The organism is uncultured Roseovarius sp., from assembly GCF_963972555.1.
GTDB classification, from domain to species: domain Bacteria; phylum Pseudomonadota; class Alphaproteobacteria; order Rhodobacterales; family Rhodobacteraceae; genus Roseovarius; species Roseovarius mucosus.
On sequence record NZ_CAXAUM010000031.1, the window covers coordinates 1 to 15,379 of the forward strand.

Sequence of the window (15,379 nt, forward strand, 5' to 3'; positions counted from 1 at the left end):
CGAACATGCCCTTCATGGCCTGTTTCAGCATGCCGCCTTTGCCCATCTTGCCCATTTTCTTCATCATGTCCGCCATCTGGCGATGCATCTTGAGCAGCTTGTTGAGGTCAGACACCTCCATGCCCGACCCGGCGGCGATGCGCTTTTTGCGGCTGGCCTGAAGCAGCGCGGGATTGGCGCGCTCTTTCTTTGTCATCGACTGGATCATGGCGATCTGACGGGTCAGCATCTTGTCGTCAAAGCCGGCATCCTCGACCTGTTTGGCCATCTTGCCCATGCCGGGCATCATGCCCATGAGGCCCTGCATGCCGCCCATCTTCTGCATCTGCTCCAACTGGCCCTTGAGGTCGTTCATGTTGAACTGACCCTTGGCCATGCGGCGCATCATCTTTTCGGCCTCGGCCGCCTCGATGGTTTCCTGCGCCTTTTCCACCAGCGCCACGATATCGCCCATGCCGAGGATACGGCCCGCGATACGCTCTGGCTCGAAGGTTTCGATGGCGTCCATCTTTTCGCCGAGACCGACAAAGCGAATGGGCTTGCCGGTGATCGCGCGCATCGAGAGGGCGGCACCGCCGCGCCCATCGCCATCCATCCGGGTCAGGACCACGCCGGTCACGCCGATCTTGTCGTCAAACTCCGTGGCGACGTTGACCGCGTCCTGACCGGTCAGGCCATCGACCACCAGCAGCGTTTCGCGCGGTTGCGCCACATCGCGCACCGCCGCCGCCTGCGCGATCAGCTCCGCGTCGATGTGCAACCGGCCTGCGGTGTCGAGCATGTAGACGTCATAGCCGCCAAGCGCCGCTTGGGTCTTGGCGCGTTTGGCGATGGCGACCGGGTCTTCGCCCTTGACGATGGGCAGGGTATCGACCCCGATCTGTTTGCCCAGGATCGCAAGCTGTTCCATGGCCGCCGGGCGGTTGGTGTCGAGCGACCCCATGAGCACGCGCTTGCCCTCGCGGTCCTTGAGCCGCTTGGCGAGTTTGGCGGTGGTGGTGGTTTTACCCGAGCCTTGCAGGCCGACCATGAGGATTGGCGCAGGCGGGTTGTCGATCTTGAGCGCGCCGGGATCGCCCGCGCCGCGCAGGGTCTCGACCAGCGCGTCATGCACGATCTTGACGACCTGTTGGCCGGGGGTCACGGATTTGGTGACGGCCTGCCCGGTGGCGCGGCTCTCGACGGTCTTGATGAAATCACGCGCGACGGGCAGCGATACGTCAGCCTCCAAGAGCGCCACGCGCACTTCGCGCAGGGCCGTTTTCACATCCTCTTCGGATAGCGCGCCCTGTTTCGTCAGCCGGTCAAAGACCCCAGAGAGGCGTTCGGATAGATTTTCAAACATCGCTCAGGCTCCTTTGCCGGTTGCTGCCATGTCACCCCCAACATAAGGGCAACGGTTCAAACGATAAACGCCCCCGTGGGCGCAACGCGCTGACGGGGGGCGATCCCGACACAGGGCCGGGACCGGAAGCATTGGCCTCCGGGGATTGGGGGGCGTTTAGCGCGAGGGTGGGGCAGAGTCAAGCGTGGGGTCGGGACCGCGCAGCTCGGCGAGCCATTGGTTGATCGCGCGCACCGCCTGCGCCGAAGAGCGACTGCTGTCATAGATCTCGGTGACCGGGTGCAAGAGCGGGGGGCCGCCCGCCCCGTCGCGCAGCACGAGCGTGGGGCGATGCACGCGGCGGCGCGCGCGCGACGGATCGGTGCTGTTCTCACCGCCCGACAGGGTGCTCTCGCCCGTGGCGCGGATCAGGTCCGAGAGGTCAAAGACCGTCTCGCGGTGGCGAAAGATGGTGCGAGAGCGCAGGGTCACGCGGCCCGTGCCCGCATCGAGGATGAGTTGCAACCGCTCGACAAAGACCCCGATGCCCGCCAACCCCATGCCGCCGCCGACCAGCAGGAACACCAGACCACCCACCAGCGTCTGCGACAGAACCAAGAGCCCGATCGCCGCGAATGTGAGGGTAAAGAGGCTGAGCATGATCGCGATGAACCATGGCATCTCTTCGAGGATCAGCAGATCCGGACTGTTATGCATGACTTTCATCAGCGTTCTGTTCTGGGTGAGGGTTTCGCCATGCTACGCGCATCGCGGGTGATTGCAACCGCCGCGCCGCCGCAGCATAGTTGCGCCGCAATGAGGCGGCCGGGCGGGGTGATCGGTATGATGGAGAATTGGGACGAGGTGCGGACCGCCTATAACGTGGCGCGGATCGGCACGGTAAGCGGCGCGGCAGAGGTGCTGGGCGTGCATCATGCCACCGTCATCCGCCATATCGACGCGCTCGAAGAGCGGTTGGGCGTCAAGCTCTTTCAGCGGCATGCGCGCGGCTATACGCCCACTGAGGCGGGCGAAGACCTGCTCCGGGTGGCGCAGGCGACGGATGATCAGTTCAACCAGTTGGCTGGTCGCATCAAGGGGCAGGGCAATGACGTGTCGGGCGAGCTTGTCGTGACCTCGGTCGGCGGTCTGAGCCATCTGCTCGTGCCGGTGCTGGCCGCGTTTCAAGAGATGTATCCGGCATTGGTGGTGCGTTATCTGACCGGCGACCGCCTGTTTCGGCTGGAATATGGCGAGGCGCATGTGGCGATCCGGGCAGGCTCGGTGCCCGATCAACCCGACAATGTGGTGCAGCCCTTCTTTCAGCAGCAATTCACCCTTTATGCGAGCGAGGGCTATGTGGCACGCCACGGCCTGCCCAAGGGGCCCGAGGAGCTGGCCAAGCACCGGTTCATCGGGGCCGATGACCCCAAGACGCGCGCGCCGTTCCTGCGCTGGCTGCAAGAGAATGTGCCGACTGAGGCCATCGTGTTTCGCTCGGGCGATGTGCACGCCCAGCGTAATGCTATTCTCGCCGGGGCCGGGATCGGGTTCACCTCCGTCCTGCAGGCGGCGGAAATGCCGGGGCTCATTCAGGTGATGCCGCCCCGTCCCGAATGGGTCGCACCCCTCTGGCTGGTGACGCATATGGACTTGCACCGCACCACCAAGGTTCAGGCGTTCCTGAGCCATCTCAAGGAGCGCGCAGCGGCGTGGCCAGTGGCGTGACACCAGCCCTCAAGGGGCATCTCGCGATGCTCTGTTTCTCTGGGCTGGTGGCGGGGTCGTTCGCGCTGGGGTCCATGGCGGCGCAGCATATTGCGCCTGCCGCGCTCAACGCACCGCGATTTCTGCTGGCCGCCGTGATCCTCGGCACGGGGGCGATGCTGGGCCGAGGCATTCCGCGCAGCACATGGTCTGCCCCGTGGCGCTACTTGCTGCTTGGCTGTGCGATGGGGCTCTATTTCGTGATGATGTTCGAGGGACTCAAGACCGCAGCGCCAGTTTCGGCAGCGGCGGTCTTTACCCTCACCCCGATCATGGCGGGGATCGCGGGCTATCTGCTCTTGCGCCAAATCACAACGCCGCGCATGGCGGTTGCCTTGGGCGTCGGGGCGATGGGCGCGCTTTGGGTCATCTTTCGCGCTGATGTCTCGGCGCTCATGGCGTTCGAGGTCGGGCGCGGCGAGGCGATCTATTTCTTCGGCTGCGCGGCCCATGCCATCTATACGCCGCTGGTGCGCCGCCTCAATCGCGGCGAGCGTCCGGTGGTGTTTTCCTTTGGGACGATGCTTGGGGCGGCGCTCTTGTTGACAGCCGCAGGTTGGGGCGACCTGCGCGCGACCGATTGGTCAAGCTTGCCCGCCATCGTCTGGATCACCATTGTCTACACGGCGGTCTTTGCCACGGCGATAACCTTTGTCTGCCTGCAATACGCCAGCCTCAACCTGCCCAGTGCAAAGGTGATGGCCTATACCTATCTCACCCCCACTTGGGTTGCGCTCTGGCAGACGGCGTTGGGGCATCCCTTGCCACAGCCGGTGGTGCTCATGGGGGTGGGGCTGACGGTGGTTGCGCTGGTGCTGTTGCTAAAGGATGAAAGTGCCGCGATCAGATAGCGCCACCGCGCGTCAGCCCTCATCCGGCAATTCGCTTTGTAAAAACCGCTCGAACGCATCAAGATTGACCGCCTCGAACTGCCCAAAGCTCTGCATCCAGATCGAGGCATCGCGCAGCGCGTCCGGTTCCAGCTTGCACCATGTCACGCGGCCCCGGCGTTCCTGCGTGATCAGCCCGGCACGGCCCAGAATGACCAGATGCTTGGAAATCGCGGCAAGACTCATCTCGAAGGGTTCGGCCACATCCGTGACCGCCATGTCATCCTCCAGCAGCATCGACAGGATCGCGCGCCGGGTGGGATCGGCGAGGGCGGCAAAGACCATATCGAGGGCGGGCGCATTGTGCATGCCCTTCATAAGCCCAAGCGTACGCCCTGCGTCAACGGCTGATCCATGCCGCAAGGGCTGAAATCGGCCTTGATCTGTGACAAGGTGGGCGCGCGCGCCAGCCGTTAGGCTGGGCAGACGCGAAACGGAAACACGAAAGGAAAGACCATGTTCTCGACAATCCTGGTTCCGGTCGATCTGCTCCACAAGGACACATTGGCCAAGGCGCTTGATGTGGCGGGCGATATCGCCAAACGCCACGGTGCCCGTATCATAGTGGTGGGCGTGGGAGGAGAGCTGCCCAACGAGCTTGGCCATAACGCTGCCGAGTTCACGCAGACACTCCATCGTTTTGCCGATGATCTGCGTGACAAATATGCCGTCACGGTCGACGCCGAACCGATTATCAGCCATGACCCCGAGGTCGAAACCACATCGGCACTGATGCACGCGATTGAGCGGACCGGTGCGGATCTTGTGGTGGTGGCCAGCCACGTGCCCGGCTTTCTTGAGCATATCTTTGCCTCGCATGGCGGCTATATCGCGGCTCATGCCAAGGTGTCGGTTCTGGTCGTGCGTTGAAAACTCAACCAATCGGTTGAATATGCCAAACCGCCGTCACGCGGCCCCGGGACGGTTGCGGCAGAATGGCCACCCTGTTTCTTCTTGGGTAAAATATTCAATAAAACAGTGGCTTACGTCAGTGCTGCCGTTGCCCGTGGGGTGCTTGACTCAGGCGCGCTCAGGCCCTAGCACAAGCGCAACATCCTGAGGGGGCTTTCGTGACCGATCCCGAGCAGCGCGCGCAACTGGCAGAGCTGGAGGCGAAGATCGCAAAGCTCAAGGCGAAGGACGCGCCCAAGCCTCATCAGGACGAGCATTATTCTCAGGCGCAAATGGCCTGGCGGATGGTGATCGAGCTGGTGGCCGGTCTTTTGATCGGCTTCGGCATGGGATACGGGCTGGATATCCTCTTGGGGACGATGCCGGTGTTCCTTGTCATCTTCACGTTGCTGGGGGTGGTCGCGGGCGTCAAGACGATGATGCGCAGCGCCGCCGAGATCCAGCAAGGCATGGACAAGCCCGCGCAAGGCGGGGATGAGAGGGCAAAGAATGGCGACTGAAGCGCACGGTGCCGGGGAACCCGGTCTGGTTTTCCACCCGATGGATCAGTTCATGGTCAAGCCGCTCTTTGGCGACGGTGCCGTGGGCGTCTTTACCCTGACCAATGTCACGCTTTGGATGGCGCTGACGGTTCTGGCGATCATCGCGCTTCTGGTCATGGGCACCTCGCGCCGGGCCACGATCCCCACGCGCACGCAATCCGTGGCCGAGCTTCTTTATGATTTCGTCCGCAAGATGGTCGAGGATGTCGCGGGCAAGGACGCGCTGGTGTTCTTCCCCTATATCATGACGCTGTTTCTGTTCATCCTCTTCGCCAACTTCCTCGGCCTTCTGCCGATGGCCTTCACCACCACGAGCCATATCGCGGTGACGGCTGTGATGGCGGTGATGGTGTTCCTGACCGTTACCATCGTGGGCTTCGTCAAGCATGGCGCGGGGTTTCTTGGGCTGTTCTGGGTCAGTTCCGCGCCGCTCGCGCTGCGCCCGGTTCTGGCGCTGATCGAGGTGATTTCCTACTTCGTGCGTCCCGTCAGCCATTCGATCCGTCTTGCCGGTAACATGATGGCCGGTCACGCCGTGGTCAAAGTGTTCGCGGCCTTCGCGCCGATGATCCTGATCTCGACCGGGATCGGCATCGTGGTGACGCCGCTTTCGATCCTCGCTATCTCGACCATCTATGCGCTCGAGGTGCTGGTGGCCTTCATTCAGGCCTACGTCTTTACCATCCTGACCTGTGTCTATCTCAAGGATGCCCTGCATCCGAGCCACTAACAGGAGGCGGTGGGTTTCACCCACCTTACGAAACGACGGCGGGTTCGCCCGTCTCACGACCAACCGACCAATGCCAATTCCAACGTAAGGAGACATCACTATGGAAGGCGATATCGTTCAAATGGGTGCATATATCGGCGCTGGCCTGGCCTGCATGGGCATGGGCGGGGCTGCGATGGGTGTGGGCAATGTTGCCGGCAACTTCCTCGCTGGCGCGCTGCGCAACCCTTCGGCCGCTGCTGGCCAGACCGCGACGCTGTTCATCGGCATCGCCTTCGCAGAAGCTCTGGGGATCTTCTCGTTCCTCGTCGCGCTTCTGCTGATGTTCGCTGTCTAAGTCTCTCGGGTAGCTGATCCTTACGGCTGGGGGGTGGCGCACCGCCACCCCTCGGTGACACGGAACTTTCCCTAGGAGGACGACATGGCAAGCGAAACGCATGACGCCGCTGGTCAAGCCGCATCCACGCCGGGCCTGCCCCAGCTGGATTTTTCGACCTTTGGCAACCAGATTTTCTGGCTCCTCGTCACGCTGGTCGTGATTTACTTTGTCCTGTCACGCATCGCGCTGCCGCGCATCGCGGCCGTGTTGGCAGAGCGTAAGGGAGCCATCACCAACGACCTCGCCGCTGCCGAGGACCTCAAGGCCAAGGCGGTTGAGGCGGAACAGGCTTATCTCAAGGCGCTGGCCGATGCCCGTGCCGAGGCACAGACCATCGTGGGTCAGGCCAAGGCCGAGATCAAGGCCGAGCTGGACGCCGCCACCGCCAAGGCGGATGCCGAGATTGCCGCTCGCGCAGCGGAAGGCGAACAAAAGATTGCCGACATCCGGGCCAGTGCCATGGACAGCGTCAAGGAAGTGGCCGTCGCGGCCGCAGCCGAGATCGTTGCCGTCATGGGTGGCAAGGCCGACGTGAAAACCGTCGGGGCCGCTGTTGCCGACCGGATGAAGGGATAACTGCCATGCAAAAGACGCTTCTGACCATGGTTGCCGCCGTCTTCGCCAGCCCCGCGCTGGCGGCTTCGGGTCCGTTCTTCTCGCTCGCCAATACCAATTTCGTGGTTCTGCTCGCCTTCCTGCTCTTTGTCGGCTTCCTGATTTACGTCAAGGTGCCCGCACTTTTGGGCAAGAAACTCGACGAGAGGGCCGATAATATCAAGGCCGAACTCGATGAGGCGCGCGCGCTGCGCGAAGAGGCACAGACCCTGCTTGCCAGCTATGAGCGCAAGCAAAAGGATGTGCAGGCGCAGGCCGACCGTATCGTGGCGCATGCCAAGGAAGAGGCCAACGCCGCCGCCGAAGAGGCCAAGGATGAGATCAAGGCTTCGATCGCCCGCCGTATGCAGGCCGCCGAAGAGCAGATCGCCAGCGCCGAGGCACGCGCCATCCGCGACGTGCGCGATCAGGCTGTTGTCGTGGCCGTCGCTGCGGCGCGCGACGTGATCGCCAAGCAGATGACCGCCGCTGATGGCAACGCGCTGATTGACGCCGCCATCGCGGATGTCGAAGCCAAGCTGCACTAAGCAGCCATATGTCACGGAATTGGCCCGGGTCGGAAACGCCCCGGGCTTTTTCATGTCTGGTTGGTTTTTGTGATCACAAAAATCTGGATCGGTCGGGCGACTCTGTTCGACTTTTGAGAATTTCATCCAGAGACTCAGGCAAACCCACTCGGAAAACCTGATTCCCATTAACCTTATTTGTGATCACACGATTATTTTCGTGATCACAAACGCAAGATTTTTGCGGCCAATTGACCCAAAACCGGGGTTTTGACGCGTCGGGCAGGTGACATGCCTGAGAAAAAGTATAACAAGAAACCCAGCAAAAGACGGCTGTCGCGCCGCCCGCCATCTGCAAAGGAGTTGCTCCATGGCTGAAACCAAACCGGTTGAACGCCCGCTTTCGCCGCACCTGCAAATCTACCGCCCGCAACTGACCTCGATCACCTCGATCCTGACCCGGATTACCGGCAATGCTCTGATCGTGGCGGCGCTCTTGATCGTGTGGTGGCTCTTGGCGGCCTCGACCTCTGACGCCTATTTCGCAATGGCCGATGCGGTCGTCACCTCCTGGTTCGGCGATCTGGTCCTGTCGCTCTCGGTCTGGGCGGTGTGGTATCACTACCTTGCCGGTTTGCGGCACTTTTATTTTGACGCGGGCAAGGGGATGGATATTCCCACCGCCGAGAAACTCGGCTGGGGCTGCATCATCGGTTCGGTCGTTTTGACCGTCATTACCCTGCTTCTGGTCTGAGGAGAGCATCATGCGATATCTGACCGCACGCAAACGCGCCGAGGGCAAAGGCGCTGCTGGCACCGGGACCGAACATTTCTGGTATATGAAACTGTCCGGCGTCGGCCTTGCCTTGATCATCCCGGTGTTTCTGGTGGCCTTTGGTCGCGCCTTGGGCGGCGACCGCGCCGAGGTGCTGGCCGCGTTTTCGCATCCGGCGATGGCCATTCTCACCGGCCTCGTGATCTTCTTCGGCCTTCGGCACTTTGCCAGCGGCGCGCAGACGATGATCGAGGATTACAGCCACGGCAGCACACGCCGCGGCCTGATTATTGCCGTGACCGTTCTGAGTTACGGGCTGATCGCCACCGGGCTTTTCGCCCTCGCCAAGATCGCGCTTTGAGGACCTGAACAAATGGCTGCTTATGAATACGAGACGCATGATTATGACGTCGTGGTTGTGGGCGCGGGCGGCGCGGGGCTGCGCGCCACGCTCGGCATGGCCGAACAGGGCCTGCGCACGGCCTGCGTGACCAAGGTTTTCCCGACCCGCTCGCACACTGTCGCCGCACAGGGCGGCATCGCCGCAAGCCTTGGCAACATGGGCCCGGATAGCTGGCAGTGGCATATGTATGACACGGTCAAGGGCTCGGACTGGCTGGGCGATACCGACGCGATGGAATATCTCGCGCGCGAGGCGCCCAAGGCCGTCTATGAGCTCGAGCATTACGGCGTGCCGTTTTCCCGCACCGAAGAGGGCAAGATCTATCAGCGCCCCTTTGGTGGCCACACCACCGAATTCGGCGAAGGCCCGCCCGTGCAGCGCACCTGTGCTGCCGCCGACCGCACCGGCCACGCCATTCTGCACACGCTCTATGGTCAGAGCCTCAAGCAAAAGGCCGAATTCTACATCGAATATTTCGCCATTGATCTGATCATGACCGATGGCGCCTGCACCGGCGTCGTCTGCTGGAAGCTCGATGATGGCACCATCCATGTCTTTAACGCCAAGATGGTCGTTCTGGCCACGGGCGGCTATGGCCGCGCCTATTTCAGCGCCACTTCTGCCCATACCTGCACCGGCGACGGCGGCGGGATGGTGGCGCGCGCCGGTCTGCCGCTGCAAGACATGGAATTCGTGCAATTCCACCCCACGGGCATTTTCGGCGCCGGCTGCCTCATCACCGAGGGCGCGCGCGGCGAGGGCGGATACCTCACCAATTCCGAGGGCGAGCGTTTCATGGAACGCTATGCGCCCAACTACAAGGATCTCGCCCCCCGCGACTATGTCAGCCGCTGCATGACGATGGAAATCCGCGAAGGGCGCGGCGTGGGGGCGGATGGCGATCACATCCACCTCAACCTCAGCCACCTGCCGCCCGAGGCGCTGCATCTGCGCCTGCCGGGCATTTCCGAGAGCGCGCGCATCTTTGCCGGGGTCGACGTGACCAAGGAACCGATCCCGGTTCTGCCCACCGTGCATTACAACATGGGCGGTGTGCCCACGAACTATTGGGGTGAGGTGGTCAATCCCACCAATGACGATCCCCATGCCGTCGTCCCCGGTCTGATGGCCGTGGGCGAGGCGGGCTGCGCCTCTGTGCATGGCGCGAACCGGCTTGGCTCCAACTCGCTCATCGACCTTGTGGTCTTTGGCCGCGCCGCTGCCATTCGCGCGGGCAAGGTCGTGGACCGCGACGCGGCGGTGCCTGCCACCAACAAGGCCGAGGTGGACAAGGCGCTCAGCCGCTTTGACGGGCTGCGTCATGCCACAGGTGCGGTGCCCACCGCCGAATTGCGGCTCGAGATGCAAAGGACCATGCAGGCGGATGCCGCCGTGTTCCGTACCTCGAAATCGCTCGCCGAAGGCGTCGAGAAGATGAAGGCTGTCGCCGCCAAGATGGGTGATCTCAAGGTGACGGACCGCAGCCTTGTGTGGAACAGCGACCTGATGGAAACGCTGGAGCTGACCAATCTCATGCCCAATGCGCTGGCCACGATCTTTGGGGCCGAAGCCCGCAAGGAAAGCCGCGGCGCGCATGCGCACGAGGATTTCAGCACCCGCGACGATGAAAACTGGCGCGTTCACACGATTGCGCGGGTCGAAGGCAATACCGTCGATCTGAGCTATCGCCCGATCATCACCGATCCTCTGACAACCGAGGACAAGGGTGGCATCAGCCTCAAGAAGATCGCACCAAAGGAACGGACGTTCTGATGCGGATACTCTTGGCCTGTCTTGCGCTTGCGACGCTGGGTGCCTGTGACGCGACCAATCAGGTCGCCGACACCCTCGCGCGCGAGCGGGCCAAGAGCGTGGTCAACACGGTCGTCGCACAGCGGTTTCCCGGTCTCAACGCCGCCCCGATCACCGATTGCGTGATTGATGCCGCCTCTGCCGGAGAGATCATTCAGATCGCAAGCGCCAGCGTGGCCGGTGTCACGCCTGAAACCACGCAGCAAGTGATCGCAATCGCACAGCGCCCCGAGGCCGTGCAATGTATTGCCCAAAATAGCCTGACCCTCTTGGGCGGCTGACAAGGAGTAGCAAGATGGTTCAACTCACACTCCCCAAGAATTCGCGCATGACCACGGGCAAGACATGGCCCAAGCCCGAGGGCGCCAAAAATGTGCGCAAGTTCCAGATTTACCGCTGGAACCCCGACGATGGCAAAAACCCGCGCGTCGACACCTATTTCGTGGATATGGACACCTGCGGCCCGATGGTTCTGGACGCGCTGATCAAGATCAAGAACGAGATTGATCCCACACTCACCTTCCGCCGCTCCTGCCGCGAGGGGATTTGCGGCTCTTGCGCGATGAATATCGACGGGATCAACACGCTGGCCTGTATCTATGGCATGGACGAGATCAAGGGCGATGTGAAAATCTATCCGCTGCCGCATATGCCGGTGGTCAAGGATCTGATCCCCGACCTTACGCATTTCTACGCCCAGCACGCCAGCATCATGCCCTGGCTCGAGACCAAGACCAACCGCCCCGCAAAAGAGTGGCGGCAGAGCATCGAGGACCGCGAGAAACTCGACGGGCTCTATGAATGCGTGATGTGCGCCTCCTGCTCTACCTCTTGCCCGTCCTATTGGTGGAATGGCGACAAATACCTTGGACCGGCCGCTCTTCTGCATGCCTATCGCTGGATCATCGACAGCCGCGACGAGGCCACCGGCGAGCGTCTGGATGATCTGGAAGACCCGTTCAAGCTCTACCGCTGCCACACCATCATGAACTGCACCAAGACCTGCCCCAAGGGTCTCAACCCTGCCAAGGCCATCGCCGAAATCAAGAAGATGATGGTCGAGCGGCACGTCTGATAGCCACCCGTTCCGCAAAAGGCCCCGGCGCATTGCCGGGGCCTTTTGCATTGCACCGGGCGCATGGCGAGACTGCGTCCTTGGCGGTTTATGCCGCAGCGCAGAGGATTATGTAGGTGTCATGGAAATATGGAGATAAACCCATGGCTTACCCGGTTAAAACCCCCGCTGCCCCCGATCCGAAACCGGCCCCGATCACACCCGATTGGGTCGCGGTCTATTACACGCCTGAAACCCCCGCCAACCTGCCCCAAGCGCCCCAAGCCCCCGGTCTGGACGCACTCGATCAGATGTATGCCTATTACGAGGCGTGACAGCCTACCAATAGGCCGGATCGCTGAGCGCGGGCGCGCAACGTGCGCGCCCCTTGCGCGGTGTCAGGGGTTGGCCTGTCAACGATTGTGCAAGCCAACCCTCGGGCTGTGACAGCGCAAAGGGCGCGGCCACCTCATCCACCGTGACCGGAGAAAACCCCACCCGGCTGTAAAATGCCGGGTCCCCATAGGTCACTACCGCCTCGACCCCGGCGGCGCGCAGCGCCTCCAGCGCCTCTGAAATCATACGCTGCCCGATGCCCTGGCCCTGTCGTTCCGGGGCCACAGCAACCGGGGACAGAAGATAGGCGATACCTGTTTCACCGTCATGGCGCAGCCGCGTCAGGATACAGGCGCCAACAAACCCCTCGTCCTCGACGTAAAATACGTGCAACTCGTCCGGATCGGTCGTGTCCATCAGGCTTCGGACCAAGGTGCCGATCAACACGCCTTCCTCTGGTCCCTCAGAGGCGGTGAAGGTGGTTTCGAAAAGTCGGGCGATCGCGGCGTTGCGATCTTGTGCCGGCTTGGTTTGCTGCGGCGTCATTCCACCGCCCGGATCAGCTTGCGCTCGAGCACCCGCAGCACGGTGCGCAGGTCATGGCCGCGCTTCAGCACCTGACCATCCATTCCAATGACCGCATATTGCCCCTGTTTGCCCTGCAATTTGGGCCGCTTTTCGATCCGGTAGAGCGGATGTTCGGCGGTGCGCCGAAAGACTGAAAAGACCGCCACCTCGCGCAGGCAGGATATGCCGTAATCGCGCCATTCCCCCGCTGCGACCATCCGCCCGTAGAGGGACAGGATCACACCCAGTTCGCTGCGCTGGAACGCCACTTGTGGGGCTGAGGGATGCGCGCCCGCAAGCGGGCCAAGACTTTGCAAACTCATAGTTTCAGAGTTGCGCCAATCCTGCGGCAAATCAAGCGCTTTCCGTGCATGCTCAGGCAAACCGCCCCTGACAGAACCATCCGCCCGAGATTTGCCCGCCATGAGCGCGAAAGAGCCAGAGCCGCTCGCCGCGCGTCGTCACCACCTGCCAGTAATCGCGCACCCCGCTGCGCCACTCCGGGTCCTCCAGCCACCATTCCGGCGCGATCCGCTCTGGCCCGATGGCCCCCACCACCTCATGCGCCCGCCCACGCCAGCGAAACGGCTGCGTGGCCTCCCCCTGCTCGGGCCGCATCACCGGCTCTGGCGACCAGATCAGCAGCGGTCGGCGCGCCTCGGGTGTAGGCCAGGGGCCGCGGGCGGGGTCCGACCAGGCCGCCGCAAGGGTCAGCGCGGATTTTTCGGGAATATGGCTCTCGGCGGGATGGCGGCGGGTGATCGCCTCCAGCCCGATGCGCCCGCCCAGCCGGGTGATCAGATCGGCCAGCGCCGCCTCTTGCGCCCCGGCCCCTCGACCTTGGCCCAGACCGCTCTCGCCTTGCCGGGTTTCCATCCGCGCGGTCACAACCGCCTCGAGCCGCAGCATGTCGATGCCGAACCCGGCGTCGATCCCGTCAAGCTGCATCTCCAGTAGGGGGCGCATCTCCTCAGGCCGGTCCACCGCGCGCGCCAGCCGCACCTCGACCGCCTGCAGCCCGCCATCGGCGCGGTAAGCCTCCAGCCGCAGGTGCCGCGCGCCCTGTCCCTTGCTCTGCAAGAGCTGGCAGAGCCGTTCGGTCAGACGGCAGAGTGCCGCTTCCATATCGCCCCGCAGCCCGATCGGATCGGGCAGGCTCAGCCGCGTGGCAAAGCGGGGGGCGGGGGCAGAGGGCGACATCGGTTCCGGCACATGGCCCAGCGCCTGATCCAGTCGCAACATCACCTCGGGGCCAAAGCGGCGGCCAAGGCTGGCGCGCGGCTGCGCCGCCAGCTCGCCGATCCGCCGTAGCCCCAGTCGCGCCAGATCCGCCACCAGCGCGGGCGGCAGGCGCAGTGCCGCCACCGGCAGGGGGGCCAGCATCGCGGGCAGATGTCCCGGTGGGGCAATCTCGGCGGCCTCTGCCGTGACGGCCATCGCAGGGGCTGCGCCGCCCCGCTCCCAATGCCGCCGCTTGGCGGCGCGCGACCGGGTGGCGCGGGCCTCTTGGTCAATGGCATCGCCTGAACGCTGCGCCGCCACCCCTTGCCCGGCATAGCGCGCCAGCGCCCAGGCCCCGCCGACCGTATCGGCCAGCCCACAGCGCAGGCTCAGCCCCAGATCCCCCGCCTCTGTGCGCAGCGTGGCGATCAGCCCGGCCTCGCCGCCAAAGAGATGCGCGCAGCCGGTGACATCCAAGAGCAGGCCCGCCTTGCCCTCGACCCCCACCAAGGGCGAGAACCGCCCGGCCCACCGCCCCAGCGCCGCCAGAAACGCCGCCTCTGCGGCGCGGTTGCGCGGCCGGGTGATGAGATCTGGGCAGAGCGCCTGCGCCGTGCGCAGCGGTTGGCCCGGCCTGAGCCCCAGCGCCTCGGCGCGCTGCGAGACAGAGGTCAGCACTTGAGTCTGCACTTCGGCACTGACCACCGCAAAGAGCCGCGCGTCCGGGTCCGTCACCCGCCGCAGCAGGCGCTCGGCCCCGAGCCGGGGAAACCAGATCGACAGGATGCGGCGGGTGGGCATGGTGAATGTTGTTCTCTATTTGTTCTTACTCAAATAGAGCGAGGGACAGGCGGAGTCGAGTCAGCAGCAGCGCGGATTGCTGGGCCGGGGACTAGCGAAGCAGCGGCACCGTCTTGCACTTTATGCCCGCAAAGTTCGTGTGATCCCACAGCATAGCGCTCCCTCTCCAAATCGCTAGGCCGCGGGACGGCCCAGCGATCCGCGCGGCGGCGCGTGCCGCGCCTTGTTCCGCGCGGGGGATAGCCGACACCGCCGCACCGCGCTGATCAAAGCCGTCACATCGAATTTCGACGTGGTGCCCCCTCACCCGCAGGCGACCCGCGTGATCACCCCGTCTGCATCATGTTCGACATTCAGCCGGTCGGGGCGGTAATCCATCGTCACCATCGACCCCGGCGGCAGGATGCGCACGGCAGCGTGCCCGCTGAAATCCTGCGCCGCGACCGGCGTGCCGATCAGCGCCTGCATCTGCGCCGCACCGCAGGCGGTCTCTTCGGGGGATGTGTCCTGCGGGCCGATACAACCCGTCAGCGCCCCGATCATCAGGGCGGTGCCAAGGGGTTTCTTCATGGTTTCGCCTCTCTTGCCGCAGAAATTGCCGCAGTCCGGGGTCTGCGTGACGCTCTCGATATTGAATCACCGCGCAACATGGCGCAAGACTGCCGCAAATTTTCAAGGAAAGGACAGATCATGCGCACACGAGCGGCGGTTGCTGTTGAGGCGGGCAAGCCGATGGAGATCATGG

21 protein-coding genes are annotated in these 15,379 nt (G+C 63.4%); 14 read left to right on the forward strand and 7 right to left on the reverse strand.

Going from position 1 to position 15,379, the window contains the following annotated elements; genetic code table 11:
* Positions 1 to 1,345, reverse strand: a 1,345-nt coding sequence (gene ffh, locus AACZ65_RS17890) for a signal recognition particle protein (protein WP_339673213.1), incomplete at its 3' end; no start/stop codon positions are given.
* Between the two features lie 156 nt (positions 1,346 to 1,501).
* Positions 1,502 to 2,041: a hypothetical protein gene (locus tag AACZ65_RS17895; RefSeq protein ID WP_339673215.1), complete on the reverse strand. Its 540-nt coding sequence runs from the start codon at positions 2,039 to 2,041 to the stop codon at positions 1,502 to 1,504.
* Between the two features lie 129 nt (positions 2,042 to 2,170).
* Between AACZ65_RS17895 and AACZ65_RS17900 the strand changes: the two genes are divergently transcribed.
* Together AACZ65_RS17900 and AACZ65_RS17905 are read left to right on the forward strand one after the other, a co-directional pair.
* Positions 2,171 to 3,052: a LysR family transcriptional regulator gene (locus tag AACZ65_RS17900; protein ID WP_339673247.1), complete on the forward strand. Its 882-nt coding sequence runs from the start codon at positions 2,171 to 2,173 to the stop codon at positions 3,050 to 3,052.
* Positions 3,049 to 3,942 (forward strand): DMT family transporter, encoded by an 894-nt coding sequence (locus tag AACZ65_RS17905; RefSeq protein WP_339673248.1) that lies wholly within the window; start codon positions 3,049 to 3,051, stop codon positions 3,940 to 3,942. Before AACZ65_RS17900 ends, AACZ65_RS17905 begins: the two co-directional genes overlap by 4 nt.
* 12 nt (positions 3,943 to 3,954) lie before the next feature.
* Here the strand turns inward: AACZ65_RS17905 and AACZ65_RS17910 are convergent, their stop codons facing one another.
* Entirely contained in the window at positions 3,955 to 4,290 is a 336-nt protein-coding gene (locus AACZ65_RS17910) for a metalloregulator ArsR/SmtB family transcription factor (protein WP_339673217.1), read from the reverse strand.
* A gap of 147 nt (positions 4,291 to 4,437) precedes the next feature.
* Between AACZ65_RS17910 and AACZ65_RS17915 the strand changes: the two genes are divergently transcribed.
* The 12 genes from AACZ65_RS17915 (at position 4,438) to AACZ65_RS17970 (ending at position 12,044) form a co-directional block, all read left to right on the forward strand.
* On the forward strand, positions 4,438 to 4,851 hold the full coding sequence (locus AACZ65_RS17915; RefSeq protein WP_339673219.1) for a universal stress protein: 414 nt from the start codon (positions 4,438 to 4,440) through the stop codon (positions 4,849 to 4,851).
* A gap of 200 nt (positions 4,852 to 5,051) precedes the next feature.
* Positions 5,052 to 5,393 (forward strand): AtpZ/AtpI family protein, encoded by a 342-nt coding sequence (locus AACZ65_RS17920; protein WP_339673221.1) that lies wholly within the window; start codon positions 5,052 to 5,054, stop codon positions 5,391 to 5,393.
* A complete protein-coding gene (locus AACZ65_RS17925) occupies positions 5,383 to 6,165 on the forward strand; it encodes a F0F1 ATP synthase subunit A (protein WP_037270301.1) in 783 nt (260 codons plus the stop codon). Before AACZ65_RS17920 ends, AACZ65_RS17925 begins: the two co-directional genes overlap by 11 nt.
* A gap of 100 nt (positions 6,166 to 6,265) precedes the next feature.
* The gene (locus AACZ65_RS17930) at positions 6,266 to 6,502 is read left to right on the forward strand and encodes a F0F1 ATP synthase subunit C (protein WP_008279665.1); all 237 of its coding nucleotides are present in this window, start codon (positions 6,266 to 6,268) and stop codon (positions 6,500 to 6,502) included.
* Positions 6,503 to 6,586: 84 nt separating this feature from the next.
* Complete coding sequence (locus AACZ65_RS17935; RefSeq protein ID WP_339673225.1) at positions 6,587 to 7,120, forward strand: F0F1 ATP synthase subunit B'; 534 nt, start codon at positions 6,587 to 6,589, stop codon at positions 7,118 to 7,120.
* Between the two features lie 5 nt (positions 7,121 to 7,125).
* Entirely contained in the window at positions 7,126 to 7,686 is a 561-nt protein-coding gene (locus tag AACZ65_RS17940; protein WP_339673227.1) for a F0F1 ATP synthase subunit B, read from the forward strand.
* A gap of 349 nt (positions 7,687 to 8,035) precedes the next feature.
* Positions 8,036 to 8,419 (forward strand): succinate dehydrogenase, cytochrome b556 subunit, encoded by a 384-nt coding sequence (gene sdhC, locus AACZ65_RS17945; RefSeq protein WP_339673230.1) that lies wholly within the window; start codon positions 8,036 to 8,038, stop codon positions 8,417 to 8,419.
* Between the two features lie 10 nt (positions 8,420 to 8,429).
* Positions 8,430 to 8,801: a succinate dehydrogenase, hydrophobic membrane anchor protein gene (sdhD, locus tag AACZ65_RS17950; protein ID WP_037270293.1), complete on the forward strand. Its 372-nt coding sequence runs from the start codon at positions 8,430 to 8,432 to the stop codon at positions 8,799 to 8,801.
* 12 nt (positions 8,802 to 8,813) lie between these two features.
* Positions 8,814 to 10,616 (forward strand): succinate dehydrogenase flavoprotein subunit, encoded by a 1,803-nt coding sequence (gene sdhA / locus AACZ65_RS17955; RefSeq protein ID WP_339673233.1) that lies wholly within the window; start codon positions 8,814 to 8,816, stop codon positions 10,614 to 10,616.
* On the forward strand, positions 10,616 to 10,936 hold the full coding sequence (locus tag AACZ65_RS17960) for a hypothetical protein (RefSeq protein ID WP_037270289.1): 321 nt from the start codon (positions 10,616 to 10,618) through the stop codon (positions 10,934 to 10,936). The genes sdhA and AACZ65_RS17960 overlap by 1 nt, the downstream gene beginning before the upstream one ends.
* A 14-nt stretch (positions 10,937 to 10,950) precedes the next feature.
* Positions 10,951 to 11,730 carry a succinate dehydrogenase iron-sulfur subunit gene (locus AACZ65_RS17965; RefSeq protein WP_297543327.1) on the forward strand — a complete coding sequence of 260 codons (780 nt, stop codon included), beginning with the start codon at positions 10,951 to 10,953 and terminating at the stop codon, positions 11,728 to 11,730.
* A gap of 143 nt (positions 11,731 to 11,873) precedes the next feature.
* Positions 11,874 to 12,044 (forward strand): hypothetical protein, encoded by a 171-nt coding sequence (locus AACZ65_RS17970; RefSeq protein WP_339673237.1) that lies wholly within the window; start codon positions 11,874 to 11,876, stop codon positions 12,042 to 12,044.
* Between the two features lie 4 nt (positions 12,045 to 12,048).
* Here AACZ65_RS17970 and AACZ65_RS17975 read toward each other — a convergent pair whose 3' ends face one another.
* From AACZ65_RS17975 to AACZ65_RS17990, 4 genes are all read right to left on the reverse strand, one after another.
* Positions 12,049 to 12,591: an N-acetyltransferase gene (locus AACZ65_RS17975; protein WP_339673239.1), complete on the reverse strand. Its 543-nt coding sequence runs from the start codon at positions 12,589 to 12,591 to the stop codon at positions 12,049 to 12,051.
* The gene (locus AACZ65_RS17980; protein WP_339673241.1) at positions 12,588 to 12,935 is read right to left on the reverse strand and encodes a DUF2794 domain-containing protein; all 348 of its coding nucleotides are present in this window, start codon (positions 12,933 to 12,935) and stop codon (positions 12,588 to 12,590) included. The genes AACZ65_RS17975 and AACZ65_RS17980 overlap by 4 nt, the downstream gene beginning before the upstream one ends.
* 52 nt (positions 12,936 to 12,987) lie before the next feature.
* Complete coding sequence (locus AACZ65_RS17985) at positions 12,988 to 14,634, reverse strand: DNA polymerase Y family protein (RefSeq protein ID WP_339673243.1); 1,647 nt, start codon at positions 14,632 to 14,634, stop codon at positions 12,988 to 12,990.
* 303 nt (positions 14,635 to 14,937) lie between these two features.
* Complete coding sequence (locus tag AACZ65_RS17990; RefSeq protein ID WP_339673245.1) at positions 14,938 to 15,204, reverse strand: I78 family peptidase inhibitor; 267 nt, start codon at positions 15,202 to 15,204, stop codon at positions 14,938 to 14,940.
* Positions 15,205 to 15,379 lie beyond the last annotated feature (175 nt).